Here is a 20,796-nt window from a genome sequence, read left to right on the forward strand (position 1 = left end):
GGGCCGCCGCCACCCGCGGGTTAGGTTGGACTCATGGCAGCCCTCAGACGCCGCACGCGGCTCCCCGCCGAGATCCGCTCCGAGATCGGCCTGCCCCGGGACGAGCCGGTGCTCGCCGCAGCCCCCTGCTCGGGCGGGTGGGCGGTCGCGACCAGGTCCCGGCTGGTGGTGAGCGGCGGGGTGCTCGAGCACCCGTGGCACGAGGTCGACGGGGCCCGGCTCGACCCCGAGACGCGCACCCTCACCATCACATGGGTCGACGGCTCCCCGAAGGCCGAGGTCGTGCTCGAGGAGGAGGGGGCGCAACGGTTCGTCCGCGTGCTGCACGAGCGCGTCCAGGCCTCCGTGGTGCATCGCGAGCAGGTGTCCCTGCCGCGTGGGGCGACCGTCCGCGTGGCCCTACGACGGGGAGCCGACGGCGGCCTGCTGACCCAGGTGATCGGCGACGGGCGGGTGGACCTGTCCGACCCCGCGACGGCCGCCGCGGTCGACGCTGCCGAGGCACGGGTGCGCGAGGCGGCAGGTCTGCACTGATCCGACCGCCCTGGCGCACGCGGCAGGACGCGCCCGGCACAGCGCCCCGCGCCACGCGCGCCAGCCCGGTGTTCGAGGCACCCGGGGTCATCGGGTAGCATTGCGACCCGCGATCCCTCGTAGCTCAATTGGCAGAGCATCCGACTGTTAATCGGACGGTTACTGGTTCGAGTCCAGTCGAGGGAGCACAGGATCACCAGCAGAGGGGCCCCGCACGTGCGGGGCCCCTCTGCTGTTCGTGGTCGATGGGTCGGGTCGGCGTCAGACGAGCCCTCGCCCCCAGGGCGGCCCGGAATGCACCTCCCGCCCGCGCGAGGCAGACTTGCTCGGTGGTTGATCACTGCACGACGTCGGCGCCGCTGATCTCGATCGGCGTTCCCGTCTACAACGGTGCGGCCTTCCTCGTCCCGGCACTCGAGAGCCTGCTGGCCCAGACGGTGAGCGACCTGGAGATCGTCATCTCGGACAACGGGTCCACGGACGCCACCGAGCAGCTCTGCCGGGAGGTCGCCGCCCGGGACCCACGCGTCCTGTACGTCCGCCAGCCGACCAACTACGGAGGCGCGGCGAACTTCAACGCCGTGTTCGCCCTGCGGCACCCCGGTGCGCGCTACTTCAAGTGGGCTGCCGCCGACGACGTCCACGAGCCCGGCTACCTCGCAGCCGTCCTGCAGCTGCTGGAGTCTGACCCGACCGTCTCCGTGGCGCACAGCCGCACCGACGACGTCGACGAGCACGGGGGGCACGTGCGCGCGTGGGGTGATCAGTCGCTCGAGGCCGACCACCCCGACGTCGCGGTCCGGTTCGCCAGCCTGTCCCAGCGCAACTACCAGTGCTTCAGCATCTTCGGGCTCATGCGTGCCGAGGTGCTCGCGAGCACGCGGGGCCTCGGGCTGTACTCCGAGTCCGACCGGGTGCTGCTGGCTGAGCTGTCCCTGCGGGGGCGACTGGTGGACGTCCCTGAGGTCCTCTTCCACCGGCGCCAGCACGCTGGCCGTTCGGTGCGGCAGTACCGCACGGCGCGGGAGCGCATCGCCTGGTTCAACCCTCGGCTCGTCGGCCGCCCCGTGTTCCCGGAGTGGCGGTTGGGCCGGGGCTACCTCGAGGCGGTCCTCCGCGCACCGCTGTCGACGGTGGACCGGACCCGGTGCATGGCGCAGATGCTGCGCTGGACCCGCCTCCGCACGCCGCACCTCGTGCGCAACGTCCTGCGCAGCGCGCTGGACCTCGCCGCAGGACGGGTGGCCTGGAGAGGGACCCGTCCCCGCCCGGGCACCCCTGCAGGGCACCCGCCGACGCGCGCACTCCTGCCGTGAGCCCCCGCGCCGTGGGCGGCTCGTCGCCAGCCAGCGACTACTCGCGCGTGGCCTCGCGCAGCGCCCGCCGCGTCTTCTCGAGCTCGACCAGCTCGGCGAAGGCCGCCTGGTACTCCTCGGCCTGGGCCACGGCGTCCATCCGCTGGAGCCGCCCGCGGGCGTCGGCGATCTGGCGGGTCAGGCCCAGGTCCACCAAGGCGCCCACGACCCCGCGGACGTAGTCCTCGACGGCCTCGGGGCGGTCCTCGGGCAGGGGGGTCACGGCGAGCTCGGTCACCAGCGCGCCGATGGTCTCCCCCGCCTCGTCACGCACCCGCTCGACCCACGCGCCGTCGTCGGCCACCGCGGTCCCCAGACCACCCGCGGCGCGGATCGCCTCGTGCACCGCGCGGAAGGCCGGCACCGTGAAGGCGTCACCGGCCAGCGCGTCGAAGGAGCCCACGTCGACGGCGCGCGGGTGCTGCAGCACCACCTCGAGGGCGTTGCGCTCGAGCTTGGCCACGGGGTCCGTCCGGTCCGGGGCCAGCGGTCGGCTGCGCGACTCCTGCCCCGGGTCGGGCCGCTCCCCCGGGCCCGGCATGGTCGGGTGGCTGCCGCGCTGCCCCGCCCCCCCTGGGCCCCCGGAGCCGCCGCGGGGGCCCTGGCGCTCCGCGGCCGAGACCGCACGGCGCACCGTCTCGAACTCCATGCCGAGCCAGCCGGAGAGCATCCGCGCGTACTCCGGACGCAGCGCTGCGTCGCGGATCCCCGCGACGACGGGGGCCGAGGCGCGCAGCGCGGCGACCCTCCCCTCGACGGTCTCGAGGTCGTGCGCACGGATGGTGGACCGGATCACGAACTCGAACAGCGGCTGCCGTCCGGCGACCAGCGCGCGCACCGCGTCGGGACCGCGCTCCTGACGCAGCTCGCAGGGATCCATGCCGCTGGGCTCGACGGCGACGAACGTCTGGGCGTAGAACCGCTGGTCCTCGCCGAAGGCCCGGAGGGCTGCCTTCTGGCCGGCGGCATCCCCGTCGAAGGTGAAGATGATCTCGCCGCCGACCGAGGTCCCCGAGGCGAGCTGGACCCCCGCGCCGGCCGAGGAGTCCCCGACCAGCCGCCGCACGATGCGTGCGTGGTCCGAGCCGAAGGCCGTGCCGCAGGTCGCGACGGCCGTCGGCACCCCGGACAGGTGGGCCGCCATCACGTCGGTGTAGCCCTCGACCACCACGACCTGCTTGTTCCGGGCGATCTCCCGCTTGGCGAGGTCGATCCCGTAGAGCACGTGGGTCTTCTTGTAGAGCACGGTGTCGGGGCTGTTGAGGTACTTGGGCCCAGGGTCGTCCTCGTAGAGCTTGCGAGCCCCGAACCCCACGACGTCCCCCGTGACGTCCCGGATCGGCCACACCAGACGGCCGCGGAAGCGGTCGTAGGGCCCGCGGTTGCCCTGACTCATGAGCCCGGAGGCCGTGAGCTCGGCCTCGGTGAAACCACGCCCTCGCAGGTGCCGCAGCAGGTTGTCCCAGCCCTGGGGCGCGTACCCCACACCGAAGTGCTCGGCGGCCGACCGGTCGAAGCCCCGCTCGGCGAGGAAGGTGCGACCGACCGCCGCGCCGGGCGTCAGGAGCTGCTCGGCGTAGTAGGCCGCTGCGCTGCGATGGGCCTCGAGCAGCCGCTGCCGGCGACCTGGCTCTTCCCCGGGACGGGCTGCGCCGCCCTCCTCGTAGCGCAGCTGCACCCCCACCCGACCGGCGAGATGCTCGACGGCCTCGGTGAAGGCCATGCCGTCGATCTTCTGCAGGAAGGAGATGACGTCCCCGCCCTCGCCGCAGCCGAAGCAGTGCCACAGACCCACCTGGGGGCGCACGTGGAAGGAGGGGGATCGCTCGTCGTGGAAGGGGCAGAGTCCCTTCATCGAGCCCACGCCCGCCGGCTTGAGCGTCACGTGCTCGCCGACGATCTCGTCGATGGCCGCGCGCTCGCGGACGAGGGCCACGTCCTCGCGTCGGATCCGGCCTGCCACGCGCCGAGTCTAGGGCGTCGGCCCGGTCCCGCCGTCCGCCCGACCGCCCTGGCCGGAGCGGTCGAGGCCGACGGCCCAGCCGCTCACCGGCGGGGCGGGTGCACCAGACGGGCGTGCCACTCGGCTGCGCTCACGTCGGTCAGGGAGGCCACCTGGTCCACGACCACGCGCAGCCGGGCGGCGTCGTCCGCGGCCTGGGACCAGTCCTCGGCGAAGGGCTGCTCGAGGGAGACCGGGGCGCGGTCCGCCAGCACCTCGACGAGGTCGGTGATGATCTCGCGCTGGCGACCGTAGAGCGGCTCGTGCTCGCGCGGGGCCATGACGTAGGTGACCGCGAGGCCCTTGAGCACCAGCACCTCGGCGAGGGTCTCCTGGGGCACCACGAGCTCGGCCTCGTAACGGACGAGCGGACCGGGGCCGTAGCGCTCCCGGGTCGCGGCGATGGCCGCTCCGCAGAAGCGCCCGATGAGCTGGCTGGTCATGTCCTTGAGACCCGCGAGGGCCGGGCGCGAGCCGTCGTAGCCCCGCACCCATGGCTCGAGACCGAGGAGCCGGTCCATCGCGGCCTCGAGCTCGGCGGGGGCCACGGCGCGGCCGTACCAGTCCCCGACCTCTTCCACGACCCTGCGGCGGGCCTCGGCCCGGTCGAGGACCTCGAGCTCGAGGCGCCCACCCACCACGGCGTCCTCGACGTCGTGCACCGAGTAGGAGATGTCGTCGGCGAGGTCCATGACCTGGGCCTCGAGGCAGCGCACCCTGTCCGCAGCGCCGTCACGCAGCCAGGTGAAGACCTCGCCGTCGTCCTCGTAGACGCCGAACTTGGTCGCGGGGCGCGCCTCAGGGCCGGCCGAGGCCTCCCGCGCGCGCCACGGGTACTTGACCGAGGCGTCGAGGCTCGCGCGGGTGAGGTTGAGACCGACGGCGCGCCCGGTCACCAGGTCGGTGACCTTGGGCTCCAGGCGGGTCAGCAGCCTCAGGGTCTGGGCGTTGCCCTCGAAGCCGCCGATCGCGGCGCTCACCTCGGCCAGGGCGCGCTCCCCGTTGTGGCCGAAGGGCGGGTGGCCGAGGTCGTGCGCGAGACAGGCCGTGTCGACGACGTCGGGGTCGCAGCCCAGGGCCTTGCCGAGCTCACGACCGACCTGGGCGACCTCGAGGGTGTGGGTGAGGCGGGTGCGGACGAAGTCGTCGCTCGCGGGGCCGAGGACCTGGGTCTTCGCGCCGAGCCGGCGCAGGGCGGCCGAGTGGACGATCCGCGCCCGGTCGCGCTCGAAGGAGGTGCGCTGCTTGCTCTTGGGCTCCTCGCGCGCCCAGCGCTCACGATCAGCCTCGGTGTAGTCGCCGACCGGGCGGGAGGGGGCTCCTGGCACGGACCAACCCTAGTGGGCGACCGGGTGTGCAGGCCGATCGTCCTCAGGGACGGTGCCCTCAGGGCCCCGTGAGCCGCCAGACGCCGAGGACCGGACCCTCTGCGGGCAGGTGCAGGCCTGCCTCGTCCACGAGGAGGTCGGGGCCGTGCAGGGTCTGTGCGGTACCGGCAGGGAGGTGACGCGGGAGCAGGCCGCGCGGGAGCACCGCGCCGCGCCACGGGGCGCGCGAGGCGAGGACGAGGACGCGCTCCTGCGGCGTCTCGCGGAGGTAGGCGACGGCGTCCTCGGCGACGACGGCCCATCGCAGGCCGCCCTCGCGCAGAGCCGGCGAGGAGCGGCGGACCGTGATCAGACGCCGGTAGAGCTCGAAGGTCGCTCCGTCCCAGCGCTCGGGCTCGTCCCAGGGCATGGTCGTGCGCGCGTGCTCTCCGTTGCGCCCCGTCGCCCCGACCTCGTCCCCGGCGAAGACCATCGGTGTGCCCGGGTACGTCATGAGGAGGCCGACAGCGACCTCGACGAGACGCGGGTCCCCGACCACCGTGCGCAGGCGCGGGGTGTCGTGCGAGCCCAGCAGGTTCCACTGGTGGCTGGTGACCGCCCAGGGCAGGGCCGAGTCGAAGTCGCGCATGGTCGCGACCATGTCCTGACCGGTTCGGCGGACCTGCGGGACGGGCAGGCCGTGAGCGGGGAGCGTGGACCGGGGGTCGGCGAGCCAGCTCCAGACGGGTCGGCTGAACCCGTCGTAGTTCATGTTGGCGTGCCAGCCGTCGCCGAGCAGATCGGCCGAGGCGTCGTGGAAGTGCTCCGAGACGAGCAGCGCCTCGGGGTTCGCGGCCTGCATGGTCGCGCGGATGGTCCGGGCGACCTGGTGGGTCACGTCGACGTCGCGGTGTCGGCCGGTCATGTTGGCGACGTCGATGCGCCAGCCGTCGAGGGCGAAGGGCGGGGCGAGCCAGCGTGCGATGACCGAGCCGGGGCCGTCGACGAGCCGGCGGGCCAGCTCGGGGTCACGGTGGTCGAGCTTGGGCAACGAGGCGTGGCCGAGCCAGCTGACGTAGCCGGGGGGCGCCTCCTGCGCGAGGTAGAAGCGCGCCTCAGGGCTGCTCGGGTCCTGCTGCGCGCGCCGGAACCACTCGTGGGCGTCTCCGGTGTGGTTGGTGGTCAGGTCCCCCATGATCCGCATCCCCCGGGCGTGGACGGCTGCGGACAGGGAGGCCAGCGCGTGGTCGCCGCCGAGCACGGGGTCGACGTGGTCGAAGCTCGACGCGTCGTACCGGTGGTTGGACCGCGCCGGGAAGAAGGGGGTCAGGTAGAGCACGTCGACCCCGAGGGTCGCGAGGTGGTCGAGCCTCTCCTCGATCCCCGCGAGGTCCCCGCCGTAGAGCTGGCGCGGCGTGCTGGGCCCGGAGCCGACGGGCTCGTCCGACCACTGCGCAGGCTCGGCCCAGGCGGGCACCTCAGCGTGCTCCGCGGGCCCGCGCCCCGCCCGGGCGAAGCGGTCGGGGAACACCTGGTAGACCACCGCGTGCCGGGCCCAGGAGGGGGCCGGGGCGTGCACGGTGAGCCGGAAGTCCGCGGCGTCGGGCACGTGCCGCAGGTGCACCCCGCGGCCGGTGAGCCAGGCGTGACCGTCCGCGGTCTGGAGCAGGAAGCGGTAGGTCGTGACCGGGTTGTGCACCTCGACCTCGCCGACGTACCAGGCCTCCGACGGAGGCTGGCCCGCAGCCGGCGGCTCCTCACGTGCCATGGGCCCCACCCGCGGCTCGCCGTCGTGCACCACGCGCAGGTGGACGGCGGTCACCCCCGCCGCGGCGGGCACCCGGACGCGGACCCGCACCCGGTCCCCCAGGGCGTACGGGCCGGGCGCCACGTGCAGGGCGCTGCCGTCGTGGTGCGGCAGGTCGAGCAGGTGGGCACCCGGCTCCGGTTCCGCCTCGTGCCGTCCCGCCACGCTCACCCCTTGACCGATCCGGCCGTGAGGCCGCCGACGATGTACTTCTGCAGGAAGAGGAACAGGGCGAGGACCGGCAGGGCCGAGATCACCGCCCCGGCCGCGAACAGGCCCCAGTTGGCCTCGAGCAGGGCCGAGACCCAACCGTAGAGCCCGACCGCGAGGGTCCAGTTCGCCTCCGACTGGAGCACCACCCTGGCGATGATGAACTCCCCGAAGGTCGCGATGAAGGAGAGCAGCCCGACGACCGCGAGGATCGGCGAGACGAGGCGCAGGATGATCGTCCAGTAGATCTGGCCGTGGGTCGCACCGTCGATCTTGGCGGCCTCGTCGAGCTCGCGGGGCACGGTGTTGAAGAACCCGTACATGAGGAAGGTGTTGACCCCCAGCGCCCCGCCCAGGTAGACGCAGATCAGGGCGAGCTTGCTGTTGAGGCCCAGCTCGGGGACCACGTTGCCGATGCCGAGGAGCAGCAGGAAGATCGCGACGAAGGCCAGCATCTGGGGGAACATCTGGATGATGAGCAGGGCGGTGAGACCGGCCCGTCGCCCCGAGAAGCGGAACCGCGAGAAGGCGTAGGCCGCTGCCGCTCCCATGAGCACCGTCCCCACCCCGGTGACGACCGCGATGATGAGGGTGTTGGCGACCCAGGTCCAGAAGTACGTGTCACCCAGTGCCTCGTAGTTGGCCGTGCTGACCTGCGCGAACAGCTGGTTGGACCCGGTCAGGGTGCCGCGTTCGCTCAGGGATGCGGAGATCACGTAGACCAGGGGGAACCCCGCGTAGACGACCGCGACCACGCCCACGAGGTGACGCCAGCCGAGCTCGGACATGTAGCGCCGAGGGGTCATCCGACGACGGGCCGCGACGGCCGGTGCTGAGGTGGCCATGTCAGTTGATCTCCTCGAGAGAGCGGGTGCGCTTGAAGGCGATCGCCGAGACCGTCGCGACGATGAGGAACACCACGATCGACAGGGCGCTGGCCAGGCCGTAGTTCTTCGGGGCACTGCCGTCGACCCCCGAGACGGCGTAGACCATCGAGATGAGGATGTCGGTGTGCCCCAGCGGGACCGAGGCGTCCTGGAACCGTGGACCGCCCCCGGTGAGCATGTAGATCAGCGTGAAGTTGTTGAAGTTGAACGCGAACGAGGAGATCAGCAGCGGCGTCGTCGAGACCAGGAGGAGAGGCAGCGTGATGGACCGCCAGGTGCGCCAGCGGCCGGCGCCGTCGATCCGCGCAGCCTCCATCACGTCCCCCGGGATGGACTGCAGCGCGCCGGTGCAGATGAGGAACATGTACGGGAAGCCCAGCCAGAGGTTGACCCCGAGCACCGAGAGCTTGGCCAGCGTCGGGTCCGTGAGCCAGCCGATCTCCGCGCCGCCGAGGAGCACGTCGTTGATGAATCCGAACCGTCGGTTGAGGAGTCCGGACCACAGCAGGGCCGCGAGGAACCCGGGGATCGCGTAGGGAAGGATCAGCAGGGTCCGGTAGATCCGCCGTCCGTGCAGCCGCGGGTCGTTGAACGTGATCGCCAGGAACAGGCCGAGAAGGAAGGTCGTGATCACGGACAGCACCGCGAAGGCGACCGTCCAGGCGAGGATCTTGAGGAAGGGCGTCGCGTAGCGCGCGTCGGCGAAGGCGGTGACGAAGTTGTCGACCCCGACGAAGACCCGCCACCCGACGCCCAGGGTGCTGCCGTCCTCGGCCTCGAACTGACCGTCGTCGTTGGGACGGTAGACCGTGCCGGTGGCGACGTCGGTCATCGTGTCGGCCGCCTCGTCGTACTCGAGGGCCGAGAGGTAGACGTAGCCGCTGCGGGCGTCCTGGGTCCGGATCGAGCCGTCCTCGGGGTCCTGCGAGACGGGGACGCGCAGGGTCGTGACCTCGGCCTGCCGCTCGATGACCGTCGGACGAGGCAGCACCTCGAACCCCGGCACGGCCGTGACGACCCCGTCGGAGACCTCGGCCTCGGGGGCGTCCTCGAGGGGCTGCTCGGCCGTGCCGACCCGCACCTGCCCCCCGTCGGTGAGGATCGCGAAGCCGAGCTCCTCGCCGTCGGCGATCACCGTCAGGGGGTAGGCCGGCGAGTCCTCGACACGCCGCTCGTTCTGCACCAGCAGGGCCTCGACCGCCTGGCCCTTGGGTGAGTTGTGCCCGTCTCCGTAGTTGGTGAAGGCCACCCAGCCCGTGTACAGCACGACGAAGATCTGGAAGACCAGCAGGAAGATCAGCCCGGGCAGGATGTACTTGAGCGGCAGCGCCCGGCGGGAGAAGTACACCCAGTTCGCGACCACGAGGAGCACGACCAGCACCGCCAGGAGTCCGTGGGACTCGGCGCTCCACGCCGCGAGCACCCCGTACACACCGAGGGCGTCGACGGCGGCGAGCAGGGCGAGCTTGACGAGGAAGCCACGGCCCCAGGTGCTCGCGTGCGAGGTGCGGGGCTGGGTTACCGCCGACGGACGCTCGGGGGTGGTGAGCGTCGGCGGTTGGTGGGAGCTCATCGGGTGGCCCTCCAGGGGTCACGGGACCGCAGCAGTGCGGTCGGGCGAGGGGGTGTGCGGCAGCCCGCAGGGGGCGCGGCGCACAGAGGGAGCTGCGCAGGACGACGGCGCTGCGCAGCCGGGGGGCACGGCACAGGTCGGTGCGGGTCCGGTCAAGACCCGCACCGACCCGTCGCGCTCAGGACGCGTCGAGGGCGCCCTGGATGTCGCTGACCATCTTCTCCCAGCCGGCCACCGGCTCGAGAGAGCCACTGACGATGCCTGCCTCGGTCACGCCCCAGAACTCCCAGACCGATCCCATCTCGGGGATCGAGGGCATCGGCACGGCGTCGGCGCCCACCTCGCGGAACCCGGCGGTGATCGGGTCGGAGGAGGCCGAGTCGGCCGCGGCGACCAGGGCCGGCGGACGCGCCCCTGCCTCGTACAGGGCGAGCTGGGCCTCCTCGGTGGCCATGTAGTTCACGAGGAAGTCATTGGCGAGCAGGGTGTTCTCGCTCTGGCCGCTCACGTAGAAGCCCGCGACCCCGACGAACGGCTGCGCGGGCTCGGAGCCCGGCGCCGGGATCGGGTCGATCGCGAGGTCGAGGTCAGCGAAGCTGTCGAGCATCCACGGTCCCCCGATGATGAACGGGGACTGGCCGTTGGCGAAGGCCTCGACCGCGACGTCGTAGGTGATCGCGGTGTCGAGGGTTCCAGCAGCCCCCTGCTCGGCGAGCCACTCGGCGAAGGCCGTGCCGTTCTCCCCGCCCAGGGCGAGCTCGGGCGAGTAGGAGCCGTCCTCGTTCTGCTCGAAGACCGGGGCCCCGAAGGAGGTCTGCAGCGGGTAGGCGGTGTACGGGTCGCCGGTCTCGTCCATCTGCAGCAGGATCGGGTACTCGGTGCCAGCCGCTTCCCCGGCCGCGACGGCCTCGTCCCAGGTGGCGGGGGCCTCCTCCGCAAGAGCAGTGTTACGGATCAGGGCGATGTTCTCGACCGCGTAGGGCAGGCCGTAGACCTGGCCGTCCTGGGTGAAGGCCTCGACCGCGACGGTCTCGAACTCGCCGGCCTTCTCACCCAGCTCGATCGGGGCGACCACGCCGTTGGAGGTCAGCTCGCCGAGCCAGTCGTGAGCACCCACGGTGATGTCGGGCCCCTCCCCGGTGGGCACCTGGGCGTTGAAGTCCGCCCGGATGTCCTCGAAGTTCTTCAGCACGGTCTCGACCGTGCTGCCGGTCTCGGCCTCGAAGTCGGCCGCCGCGGCCTCGACCGCGGCCTGACGGGTCTCGTCGACCCAGATGGTGAGCGTGCCGCCGTCGCCGGTGGCCTCGCCCTCCGTCTCGGCGGGGGTCTCGACCTCCTCGCCGTTCTCTTCGGCCGAGCCGCCGCAGGCGGTCAGGGTCAGCGCGGTGCCCAGGGCAAGCGCGACCAGGGGGATGCTCCGTCGCATCGTCGGTCTCCCTACAGAGTCGTCCGTTCGGCCGCCGTCGGTCCGGCCGACGGCGGCCCTGATGGCGAGGACCGTAACCGCGCGGTTCGCCTCCGTGCAAGCCGTTGCGGTAACTTTCAGGCAACGCTTTCGTGAGACCGTCGCGGATGTCGGATCCCATCCCCAGGGAGGTGTCGTGTCCTCTACGCTGCCGCACGTGCGCACTCGTCTGAAGGACCTGGCCGAGCAGGCCGGGGTCAGCACCGCGACCGTCTCGCGCGTGCTTAACGGCAAGGCCGGGGTCGCCACCCAGACGCGCACCGCGGTGCTCGCGGCCCTCGACGTCCTGGGCTACGACCGGCCCGAGAAGCTGCGCACCCGCTCCGAGGGCCTGGTCGGCCTGATCGTCCCCGAGCTCGACAACCCGGTGTTCCCGGCCCTGGCCCAGGCTGTCGAGTCGACCCTCTCCGAGCGTGGCTACACCCCGCTCCTGTGCACCCAGTCCCCCGGGGGCACCACCGAGGACGAGTACGTGGAGATGCTCATCGAGCACGGGGTCGACGGCATCGTCTTCGTCTCGGGCCGCCATGCCGACACCGCCGCGAGCCACGACCGCTACCACCGCCTGCACAGCCGCGGCCTGCCGATCGTGCTGGTGAACGGCTTCGCCGAGGGGGTCGACGCCCCCTCGGTCTCGACCGACGACGCGGTCGCCGTCGACCTCGCCGTCCGGCACCTCAGCTCCCTGGGGCACTCCAGCATCGGTCTCGCGATCGGCCCGGACCGCTACATCCCGGCGCGCCGCAAGCTCAGCGCCTTCACCGCAGCCCTCGAGCGGCTGGGCCAGGCCGACCCCGCCTCTCACGTCGTGACCACCCTGTTCACGGTCGAGGGCGGGCAGGCCGCCGGGGGCGAGCTCGTCGACTCGGGGCACACCGCGATCATCTGCGGCTCGGACCTCATGGCCCTCGGTGCGATCCGGGCGGCACGGTCCCGCGGCCTGCGGGTCCCCGAGGACCTCTCCGTGGTCGGCTTCGACGACTCCCCCCTCATCGCCTTCACCGACCCGCCGCTGACCACCGTGCGGCAGCCGGTGGCCCCGATGGGTCGCGCCGCCGTCAGCGCCCTCGTCTCGGAGATCAACGGCGCGAAGGTCCCCCGCACCGAGCTCCTCTTCCACCCCGAGCTCATCGTCCGCGGCTCGACCGGGCCTGCCCCGGTCGTACGCTGATCGACGAGCAGCCCAGGCCCGTCCCCACCTGCCCGACCACCACCCGCCCCCGACCGACTGGAGCGTCGTGCCCTCCGCCCTGCCCGTGAGCCCCGCCGACACCTCGACGACGACCACCCTCGTCCACACCCCATCGGCCCGGACGTCCGAGTGGTGGCGCAGCGCCGTCATCTACCAGATCTACCCGCGCTCCTTCGCCGATGCGAGCGGCGACGGCATCGGCGACCTGCCCGGCATCACGGGACGGCTCAAGCACCTGGCGCGGCTCGGTGTCGACGCGGTCTGGCTCTCGCCGTTCTACCGGTCCCCCCAGCACGACGCGGGCTACGACGTGGCCGACTACCGCGACGTCGACCCGCTCTTCGGCACCCTCGACGACTTCGACGAGATGCTCACCAAGGCTCATGCCCTGGACATCCGGGTGATCGTGGACCTCGTCCCCAACCACACCTCGACCGAGCACGTGTGGTTCGGCCAGGCCCTGGCGGCCGACCCGGGCAGCCCCGAGCGCGCCCGGTACGTCTTCCGTGACGGTACCGGCCCCGAGGGCGCCGAGCCCCCCAACAACTGGACCTCGGTCTTCGGCGGGCCGGCATGGAGCCGGGTCACCGAGCCCGACGGCACCCCCGGGCAGTGGTACCTGCACCTGTTCGACGAGACCCAGCCCGACCTCGACTGGGACAACCCCGAGGTGCGCACCGAGTTCGAGCAGGTGCTGCGCTTCTGGCTGGACCGCGGCGTGGACGGTTTCCGGGTGGACGTCGCGCACGGGATGGTCAAGGCCGAGGGGCTGCCCGACTGGACCGGCACCTCCTCGATGATCGACGGCGCCCACGAGGGCACCGCCGGCTCGGAGGACGGCTCGACCGGAGCGGGGAACCAGGGTCCGATGTGGGACCAGGAGGGTGTCCACGAGATCTACCGCGCGTGGAACCAGGTCCTCGCCGAGTACGAGGGCGACCGTTGCCTGGTCGCCGAGGCTTGGGTCGAGCCCCTCGCGCGGCTCGCGCGCTACGTGCGCCCCGACGAGATGCACCAGGCCTTCAACTTCTCCTTCCTCACCACGCTCTGGGACGCCCGTGCGCTGCGCTCGGTGGTCAACGCCTCCCTCGAGGCCAACGACGAGGTCGGTGCGCCGACCACCTGGGTGCTCTCGAACCACGACGTCGTGCGGCACGCCTCCCGGCTCGGCCTGGAGATCCCGGGGTCCAAGCCCAACGGCATCGGCGCGGGAGATCCGCAGCCCGACGAGGAGCTCGGCCTGCGCCGCGCGCGGGCCGCGTCCCTGATGATGCTGGGACTGCCCGGCTCGGCCTACCTCTACCAGGGTGAGGAGCTCGGCCTGCCCGAGCACACCACCCTCGCCGACGAGGAGCGCCAGGACCCGACCTGGTGGCGCTCGGAGCACACCGAGCGGGGACGTGACGGCTGCCGTGTCCCGCTGCCCTGGGCCGCCGAGGAGCCCGGTTACGGCTTCTCGCCGACGGGCTCGACCTGGCTGAGCCAGCCCGACTCCTTCGCCCGCTACGCCCTCGACGTCCAGCGCGGCACCCCGGGCTCGACCTACGAGGTGTACCGCTCGGCCCTCAGGCTGCGCCGGGAGTTCTCGCTGGGCACCGGCTCCCTCGCGTGGGTCGACGGCCTGCCCGCGGACGCCGAGAGCACGGTGCTGGCCTTCGTCAACCGTGAGGTGCTCGTGGTGACGAACTTCGGCCCCGGGGCTCTGCGGCTCCCGGCCGACCTCGAGCTGCTGCACGCCTCGCAGGACCTGCCCCTGGCCGAGGACGACGCCGTGCTGGTGCCCGCCGACACGACCGTGTGGGCGCGGTTGCGCGGCTGACCCGGCCCGAGACCCGGGAGGTCGGCGCGGCAGCGGCCCGTCAGCCGAGACCGACGAGCCCGTCGTCGGTCCGCACGACGACGGCCTCCCCCACCGTGCTGATCCACCCCTGGCCCGAGGGGAGCGGGATGCTCCACGCCTCGGAGCCGTCCGCCACCGAGAGCGCGGTCACCCGCGGGCCACCACCCGAGGGCACGACCAGGACCCGTCGTCCGTCGGTGACCGTGGAGACCCTGGCGCCGACCTCCCAGAGGACCTCCCCGGTGCGCAGATCGATCGCGGAGGTGATGTCCTGACCGTGCGCGTCGAGACCTGCGGCCACGACCTTCCCGTCGATCCGCGCCAGCACCCAGCGGGAGCCCGGGGCCTCCCAGAGGTGCTCACCCGTGGCGGCGTCCACGCCGAGGAGGCTGCCGTCCTGCACGGCGTGCACCGCGAGGACCGCGGGGGCGCTGCCGTCGTCGACGGCAGGGGCGTCAACCGTCCCCGGGACCGTGTAGAGCTCCGTGCCGTCGGCAGCCGTCACGACCCCTTCGGCCCCCGACCCGTCCTGCGCGCTGGACTCGCGCCACAGGAAGGTCCGCCCCTCGGGAAGGGGCACCTCGTAGGCCATGCCGGCACCGGCACCCAGGTCCAGCTCACGGGCCTCGACCTCCTCACCGGTCTCCAGCGAGATCGTCACGGTACGGCTCCCGCGGATCTCGAGGTGCTCGAGGTCGCTGGTGACAGACCTGACGCTCGACGCCGCAGGGCCCAGGACGGGGCTCTCGCTCCGGTAGGACCACGTCACCTCGCCGGTGAGCGGCTGCCACCGCCGGACCTCGAGGTACCCGTCCTCGGTCCCGGTGGCGACCACGACGTCCTCGTCGACCGGCTGGAGCACGATGCGCTCGCCGTCGAGCACGGTCTCCTGGAGGGTCTCGCCGGTCTCGAGGTCGAGCGCGACCAGACGTACCGCCTTCGCCTCGCCGTCCACGCGGAGGTCCCCGTCGGCCCCGCGATCCCCCGGCAGCACGAAGCGCACGCAGACCAGAACGGGGTCGGCGGTGTCCCGGGTCGGGGCGCAGTCGGTCCGCCACGGCTCACCGGGGCCCTCGTCGTGCCAGCGCTCACCACCGCTGTGCGGGTCGAGGGCACTCAGGCGACCCGTCGCCTCGTCGAGGAGCACCAGGGAGTCGGCGGTCTCGGTGATGACCCACCCCTGTGCCTGCCAGACCTCGCGCAACGGCTCGTCGAGCCCCGCGTGGACCCCCGGCATCTCACGCAGGGCGTCGAGCCGCGCCTCGGCCCGACGGGCGTCCACCACGTTGACCGTGCCGACCGCGAGCGCGAGCGCTGCGACCGCGCCCGCGGTGATCCATCGCCGCCGTCGGGCTCCCGGCGACGCCGGTCGGCCGGGCTCGAGGGCGGCCTCCTCGGCGTCGACGTCGAGCACCACCTCGACCTCGTCGTCGCGTCCTCTGCGGCGCCGTGGGGTCATGCTCACGAGGCTAGCGGCGGGCCCGCACCACGGCGCCTCAGCCCCCCGAGACGCTCAGCTCGGCCTCACGGAGCTTGCGCTCGAAGGCCTCGCTCAGCTCGCGGGAGTCGAGCCAGCCCTCGGGCAGGGACGGCCGCTTGGGCGACCCCGCCCGCCCGCGCTGCCCCTCGGCGCCAGCCCCGGGGTAGGGCTGGTCGAGGTCGAGCTCGGCGAGCAGGTCGTCGAGGTGGCCGAGGCTCTCCACGAGGCCGAACCGGGCCCGGAGCTCCCCCCCGACCACGTAGCCCTTGAAGTACCAGGCCATGTGCTTGCGCAGCTCACGCAGGGCCTTGGACTCGTCGTCGAACTCCTCGACCATGAGCTCGGCGTGCCGACGCACCGCCGAGGCGACCTCGCGCATCCCGGGGCGCACCCGGACGTCCGAACCGTGGAAGGCCGCGGCCAGGTCGGCGAAGAGCCACGGCCGCCCCTGGCAGCCACGCCCGACGACGACGCCGTCGCACCCCGTCTGCTCGACCATCGCGAGGGCGTCCTCGGCGGACCAGATGTCGCCGTTGCCGAGCACGGGGATGTCGGTGACGGTCTCCTTGAGACGTGCGATGGCCTCCCAGTCGGCGGTGCCCGAGTAGTAGTCGGCGGCCGTCCGGGCGTGCAGGGCCACGGCGGCGACCCCTGCGTCCTGGGCCCTGAGCCCCGCCTCGAGGTACGTCAGGTGGTCCTCGTCGATCCCCTTGCGCATCTTGACGGTGACCGGCACCCCGTGGGGCGCGGCCGCGTCCACAGCCGCTCCGACGATCGCGGCGAAGAGGTCCCGCTTCCAGGGCAGCACGGCGCCACCGCCCTTGCGGGTCACCTTGGGGACCGGGCACCCGAAGTTGAGGTCGACGTGGTCGGCGCGGTCTTCCTCGGCCAGCACCCGCACCGCGGCACCCACGGTGGCGGGGTCCACGCCGTAGACCTGGACCGACCGCGGCCGCTCGTCCTCGTCGTGGCGGATGATGCGCATCGACTCGGGCGTCCGCTCGACCAGGGCCCGGGAGGTGACCATCTCGGCGACGTAGAGGCCCGCTCCGTGCTCGCGGCACAGCCGGCGGAAGGCCCGGTTGGTCACCCCGGCCATGGGCGCGAGGACCACGGGGGTCTGGACGGTCAACGGCCCGATGCGCAGCGCAGGCAGCACGGAGGAGGTCGTCGGTGTCATCCGAGGATCATCCCACCCTCGCTGGACCCGCACGGTCGCGGCGGGGATGATCCTCGACGTGCACCTGCCCCCCGCCGACCGCTCCCGCCGCACGTCCGTCGTCCTCGCCGCGATCCTGGTGCCGCTCGCCGTCGCGACCGTGGTCGGCCTCGGGCTGCTGTGGCCCTCAGGGTCCGCGCCGCAGACCGGCGTCGTCGCCGTCGACACCGAGTACCCGACCGCTCGCGTCCAGCAGGCCGAGGACACCGCCTGCGCGGGTGAGAACGAGGACCGCCTGCCCGACGGCTCGATCCCGCGCGAGGTGACCTGCACGCTCGTCACGGCGGTGGTCACCTCCTCCGAGGCCGAGGGGGAGGTCGTCGAGGTGTGGTCCCCGGCGACCGTGCGCGCCGACGAGGTCCCGGCAGGGACGACGGTCGTCCTGGCCCGGTACCTCGAGACCGCGACCGAGCCCGAGGTCTGGGCCTGGCACGACTACGCGCGCACCCTGCCCCTGACGACCCTGGCCGGGGCCTTCGCGATCGTCGTGGTCCTCGTCGCCGGGATGCGCGGGTTCCGCGCCCTGGTCGGCCTGGCGATCGCCTTCGGCCTCATCGCGACCTTCATGCTCCCCGCGCTGCTCGAGGGCGGTGACCCGCTCGTCGTCGGCCTGGTGGGCTCCTCAGCCATCATGTTCGTCGTGCTCTACCTCGCGCACGGCTTCTCCCGCAGGACGACGACGGCGCTGCTCGGCACCATGGCGGGGCTCGCGGTGACCGCGCTGCTCGGCGCGGTCGCAGCGCGGGCCGCACACCTCACCGGCATCTCGACCGAGGAGAGCTACCGGCTCGCGATGCTGACCGGGCAGCTCGACGGGACCGCCCTGCGCGGCCTCTTCCTGTGCGGCGTCGTGCTCGCGGGGCTCGGGGTGCTCAACGACGTGACGATCACCCAGGCCTCGGCCGTGTGGGAGCTGCGAGCGGCAGACCCGACGTCCTCCCGGCGCGAGCTCTTCGCCGGCGGCATGCGGATCGGTCGGGACCACATCGCCTCGACCGTCTACACCATCGCCTTCGCCTACGCGGGGGCCGCCCTGCCGATCCTTCTGCTGCTGCAGGTGTACCAGATGCCCCTGGCGCAGACCCTCGGCAGCGGAGAGTTCGCCGAGGAGATCGCCCGCACCCTCGTCGGGTCGATCGGCCTGGTCCTGGCGATCCCGCTGACGACGGCCATCGCGGCCCTCGTCGTCACGACCCAGGCAGCGCTGGCTCCTGGCGAGCAGGGTGGTCATCGGCACGTGGCGCCGGCCCCGCAGTGACCACCACCGCGGCGATGGCCGTGGTGAGCGGGATCGCGGCCACCAGCCCGATCGACCCGACCAGGGTCCGTACCACCTCCTCGGCGATCTCCCCTGCGGTCAGGGTGGACGCGAGGGACTGGTCGTACAGGCTGACGAGGAGCATCACGGGAAGGGCAGCACCGACGTAGGCGAAGGCGATCGTGTAGACGGTCGAGGCGATGTGGTCCCGGCCGATGCGCATGCCGCGGCGGAACAGGTCGACCCGGCTCAGGTCCGGCGCCAGGGTGCGCAGCTCCCACACGGCCGAGGCCTGGGTGATGGTCACGTCGTTCAGGACGCCCAGCCCCGCGAGGATGATCCCGCAGAGGACCACGCCGCGCAGGTCCATGTCGGGGGCGTAGGAGGGCAGCACGAGGGAGTCCTCCCCCGTCATGCCCGTGAGGTGGGCGGCCCCCGTGGCCCACCCGGCCAGCACCGCGGTGAGGGCGAGGCCGAGCAGGGTGCCCAGGAGGGCCGTCGTGGTCCGGGCGCTCAGCCCGTGGGCCAGGTAGAGAGTGACGAACAGGGCAGCCGAGGCCGTGACCAGCCCCACCGGCAGAGCGGGGTAGCCGGCCAGGAGCGCCGGCAGGGTGAAGCCCGCGATCAGGGCCAGGGACAGGCCCAGGCCCACGAGGGCCGCCAGGCCCCGCCACCGTGCGACGAGGACCACCATCCCGGCGTAGACCACGGCCAGGAGGCCCAGGGGCAGGTCCCGCACGTGGTCGACGTACACGTAGGGCACCCCGTCGCCCTGGGTGGCCTCGAGGGCCAGCAGCCGGACCTCGTCCCCGGCCGCGATCCCCCCGGCGATCGCCTCGGGCGGGACGTAGGCGAGCTCGAGGCCGTCGACCTCGACCTCGAGCAGCCCGGCCTCCGGCAGCACCCGCAGCACCTCGGTCTGCAGGTACGAGCCCTCCTCGTCGACCGTGGGCACCTTGTCGACTCGGTCCTGGGCACCGGGCCAGAGGAGGACCAGGCCCAGGACTGTGACGAGCAGGGCAGGGACCACCGCGAGGGTGAGCACGAGCCGCACCCGAGGGGTCGCCCGGGGAGCGGGTCCGTGCGTGTGGCCGTGGCTCATCGGCGTCCCCTCACCCGGACCGGAACGTGCGGGGGTCAGGCGCCCAGCAGCCGAGCACCCAGGTAGGCCGCGACCTGGTCGAGGGCGACCCGCTCCTGGGACATGGTGTCCCGCGAACGGATCGTGACGGCCTGGTCCTCGAGGCTGACGAAGTCGACCGTCACGCAGAACGGCGTGCCGATCTCGTCCTGGCGCCGGTAGCGACGCCCGATGGCTCCCGCGTCGTCGAAGTCGACGTTCCAGGCCTTGCGCAGCTCGGCCGCGAGGTTGCGGGCCACGGGCGACAGGTCCTCGTGGCGCGAGAGGGGCAGCACCGCTGCCTTGACCGGCGCCAGGCGGGGGTCCAGCCGCAGCACGGTGCGCTTGTCCACCCCGCCCTTGGCGTTGGGCGCCTCGTCCTCGGCGTAGGCCTCGCACAGGAAGGCCATCAGCGAACGGGTCAGGCCGGCTGCCGGCTCGATGACGTAGGGGACCCAGCGCTCGTTCTTGGCCTGGTCGAAGTAGGACAGGTCCTGGCCAGAGTGCTCGCTGTGCGTCTTGAGGTCGAAGTCGGTGCGGTTCGCGATGCCCTCGAGCTCGCCCCACTCGCTGCCGGTGAAGCCGAAGCGGTACTCGATGTCGACCGTGCGGGTCGAGTAGTGCGAGAGCTTCTCGGCCGGGTGCTCGTAGAGCCGCAGGTTGTCGCGGGACAGGCCGAGGTCGACGTACCAGTCCGTCCGCGCGTCGATCCAGTACTGGTGCCACTCCGCGTCGGTCCCGGGCTCGACGAAGAACTCCATCTCCATCTGCTCGAACTCGCGCGTGCGGAAGATGAAGTTGCCCGGGGTGATCTCGTTCCGGAAGGACTTGCCGATCTGCCCGATGCCGAAGGGTGGCTTGCGGCGCGCGGTGGTCATCACGTTGGCGAAGTTCACGAAGATGCCCTGGGCCGTCTCGGGGCGCAGGTAGTGCAGGCCCGACTCGTCCTCGACGGGTCCGAGGTGCGTCTTGAGCATCATGTTGAAGTCCCGGGGCTCGGTCCACTGCCCGCGGGTGCCGCAGTTGGGGCACGCGATGTCCCCCAGGCCGTTTTCAGGGGCGCGCCCCTTCTTCTCCTCGAACTCCTCGAGCATCTGGTCCTCGCGGAACCGCTTGTGGCAGCTGAGGCACTCGGTGAGCGGGTCGGTGAACACGCCGACGTGGCCCGAGGCGACCCAGACCTGGCGCGGCAGGATCACCGAGGAGTCCAGACCGACGATGTCATCACGGCTGGTCACCATCGAGCGCCACCACTGCCGCTTGATGTTCTCCTTGAGCTCGACGCCCAGGGGGCCGTAGTCCCATGCCGAGCGGGTTCCGCCGTAGATCTCCCCCGACGGGAACACGAACCCCCGGCGCTTGGCGAGGTTGGTCACGGCGTCGAGGCGGGACGAGCTGGCGGCCACGGGATCACTCCTGGTGTCGGCGGGTCCGCACGTGGCTCGTGCGGACGGGACTCCTGGCGCGCCGGGGCGCGCAGGCATCAGGTCAGGCTACCTGCGTCCGGGCTACCAGCGTTTGACAACGGTTATCACGACTCCTGAGAA

The 20,796-nt window shown here is 72.5% G+C and carries 15 protein-coding genes and 1 tRNA gene; 6 read left to right on the top strand and 10 right to left on the bottom strand.

The window, feature by feature from the left end; translation table 11 throughout:
* The first annotated feature begins 33 nt into the window (after nucleotides 1-33).
* The 3 genes from J4G33_RS02525 to J4G33_RS02535 all read left to right on the top strand — a co-directional run bounded on the left by J4G33_RS02525 (nucleotide 34) and on the right by J4G33_RS02535 (nucleotide 1,850).
* Nucleotides 34-534, top strand: a complete 501-nt coding sequence (locus J4G33_RS02525) for a hypothetical protein (protein WP_208054294.1) — start codon at nucleotides 34-36, stop codon at nucleotides 532-534.
* 113 nt (nucleotides 535-647) lie between these two features.
* Nucleotides 648-720: transfer RNA gene (locus J4G33_RS02530), tRNA-Asn, on the top strand.
* A gap of 143 nt (nucleotides 721-863) precedes the next feature.
* Nucleotides 864-1,850 (top strand): glycosyltransferase family 2 protein, encoded by a 987-nt coding sequence (locus J4G33_RS02535; RefSeq protein WP_208054295.1) that lies wholly within the window; start codon nucleotides 864-866, stop codon nucleotides 1,848-1,850.
* Between the two features lie 37 nt (nucleotides 1,851-1,887).
* Here J4G33_RS02535 and dnaG read toward each other — a convergent pair whose 3' ends face one another.
* The 6 genes from dnaG to J4G33_RS02565 form a co-directional block, all read right to left on the bottom strand.
* Complete coding sequence (gene dnaG, locus J4G33_RS02540; RefSeq protein ID WP_208054296.1) at nucleotides 1,888-3,852, bottom strand: DNA primase; 1,965 nt, start codon at nucleotides 3,850-3,852, stop codon at nucleotides 1,888-1,890.
* Between the two features lie 83 nt (nucleotides 3,853-3,935).
* Nucleotides 3,936-5,219 (bottom strand): deoxyguanosinetriphosphate triphosphohydrolase, encoded by a 1,284-nt coding sequence (locus J4G33_RS02545; protein ID WP_208054297.1) that lies wholly within the window; start codon nucleotides 5,217-5,219, stop codon nucleotides 3,936-3,938.
* A gap of 58 nt (nucleotides 5,220-5,277) precedes the next feature.
* On the bottom strand, nucleotides 5,278-7,170 hold the full coding sequence (locus J4G33_RS02550) for a glycoside hydrolase family 13 protein (RefSeq protein WP_208054298.1): 1,893 nt from the start codon (nucleotides 7,168-7,170) through the stop codon (nucleotides 5,278-5,280).
* Nucleotides 7,171-7,172: 2 nt separating this feature from the next.
* The gene (locus tag J4G33_RS02555; RefSeq protein WP_208054299.1) at nucleotides 7,173-8,060 is read right to left on the bottom strand and encodes a sugar ABC transporter permease; all 888 of its coding nucleotides are present in this window, start codon (nucleotides 8,058-8,060) and stop codon (nucleotides 7,173-7,175) included.
* Nucleotide 8,061: 1 nt separating this feature from the next.
* The gene (locus J4G33_RS02560) at nucleotides 8,062-9,675 is read right to left on the bottom strand and encodes an ABC transporter permease subunit (protein WP_208054300.1); all 1,614 of its coding nucleotides are present in this window, start codon (nucleotides 9,673-9,675) and stop codon (nucleotides 8,062-8,064) included.
* 178 nt (nucleotides 9,676-9,853) lie between these two features.
* Nucleotides 9,854-11,101, bottom strand: a complete 1,248-nt coding sequence (locus J4G33_RS02565) for a sugar ABC transporter substrate-binding protein (RefSeq protein ID WP_208054301.1) — start codon at nucleotides 11,099-11,101, stop codon at nucleotides 9,854-9,856.
* A gap of 196 nt (nucleotides 11,102-11,297) precedes the next feature.
* Between J4G33_RS02565 and J4G33_RS02570 the strand changes: the two genes are divergently transcribed.
* Together J4G33_RS02570 and J4G33_RS02575 are read left to right on the top strand one after the other, a co-directional pair.
* Nucleotides 11,298-12,311 carry a LacI family DNA-binding transcriptional regulator gene (locus J4G33_RS02570; RefSeq protein WP_307793688.1) on the top strand — a complete coding sequence of 338 codons (1,014 nt, stop codon included), beginning with the start codon at nucleotides 11,298-11,300 and terminating at the stop codon, nucleotides 12,309-12,311.
* Nucleotides 12,312-12,378: 67 nt separating this feature from the next.
* Nucleotides 12,379-14,151 (top strand): glycoside hydrolase family 13 protein, encoded by a 1,773-nt coding sequence (locus tag J4G33_RS02575; protein WP_208054303.1) that lies wholly within the window; start codon nucleotides 12,379-12,381, stop codon nucleotides 14,149-14,151.
* A gap of 40 nt (nucleotides 14,152-14,191) precedes the next feature.
* Here the strand turns inward: J4G33_RS02575 and J4G33_RS02580 are convergent, their stop codons facing one another.
* Together J4G33_RS02580 and dusB are read right to left on the bottom strand one after the other, a co-directional pair.
* Complete coding sequence (locus J4G33_RS02580; protein ID WP_208054304.1) at nucleotides 14,192-15,631, bottom strand: outer membrane protein assembly factor BamB family protein; 1,440 nt, start codon at nucleotides 15,629-15,631, stop codon at nucleotides 14,192-14,194.
* 37 nt (nucleotides 15,632-15,668) lie between these two features.
* Complete coding sequence (gene dusB / locus J4G33_RS02585; protein ID WP_208054305.1) at nucleotides 15,669-16,832, bottom strand: tRNA dihydrouridine synthase DusB; 1,164 nt, start codon at nucleotides 16,830-16,832, stop codon at nucleotides 15,669-15,671.
* A gap of 58 nt (nucleotides 16,833-16,890) precedes the next feature.
* Between dusB and J4G33_RS02590 the strand changes: the two genes are divergently transcribed.
* Nucleotides 16,891-18,129 carry a YibE/F family protein gene (locus tag J4G33_RS02590; RefSeq protein WP_307793689.1) on the top strand — a complete coding sequence of 413 codons (1,239 nt, stop codon included), beginning with the start codon at nucleotides 16,891-16,893 and terminating at the stop codon, nucleotides 18,127-18,129.
* Here J4G33_RS02590 and J4G33_RS02595 read toward each other — a convergent pair.
* On the bottom strand, nucleotides 18,059-19,231 hold the full coding sequence (locus J4G33_RS02595; protein ID WP_208054307.1) for a YibE/F family protein: 1,173 nt from the start codon (nucleotides 19,229-19,231) through the stop codon (nucleotides 18,059-18,061). The two genes, J4G33_RS02590 and J4G33_RS02595, sit on opposite strands and share 71 nt — an antisense overlap.
* A 35-nt stretch (nucleotides 19,232-19,266) precedes the next feature.
* Nucleotides 19,267-20,655: a glycine--tRNA ligase gene (locus J4G33_RS02600; protein ID WP_307793691.1), complete on the bottom strand. Its 1,389-nt coding sequence runs from the start codon at nucleotides 20,653-20,655 to the stop codon at nucleotides 19,267-19,269.
* Nucleotides 20,656-20,796: the final 141 nt, after the last annotated feature.

Origin of the sequence: Actinotalea soli (genome assembly GCF_017565425.1) — a bacterium.
In the GTDB taxonomy this organism is placed as follows: domain Bacteria; phylum Actinomycetota; class Actinomycetes; order Actinomycetales; family Cellulomonadaceae; genus Actinotalea; species Actinotalea soli.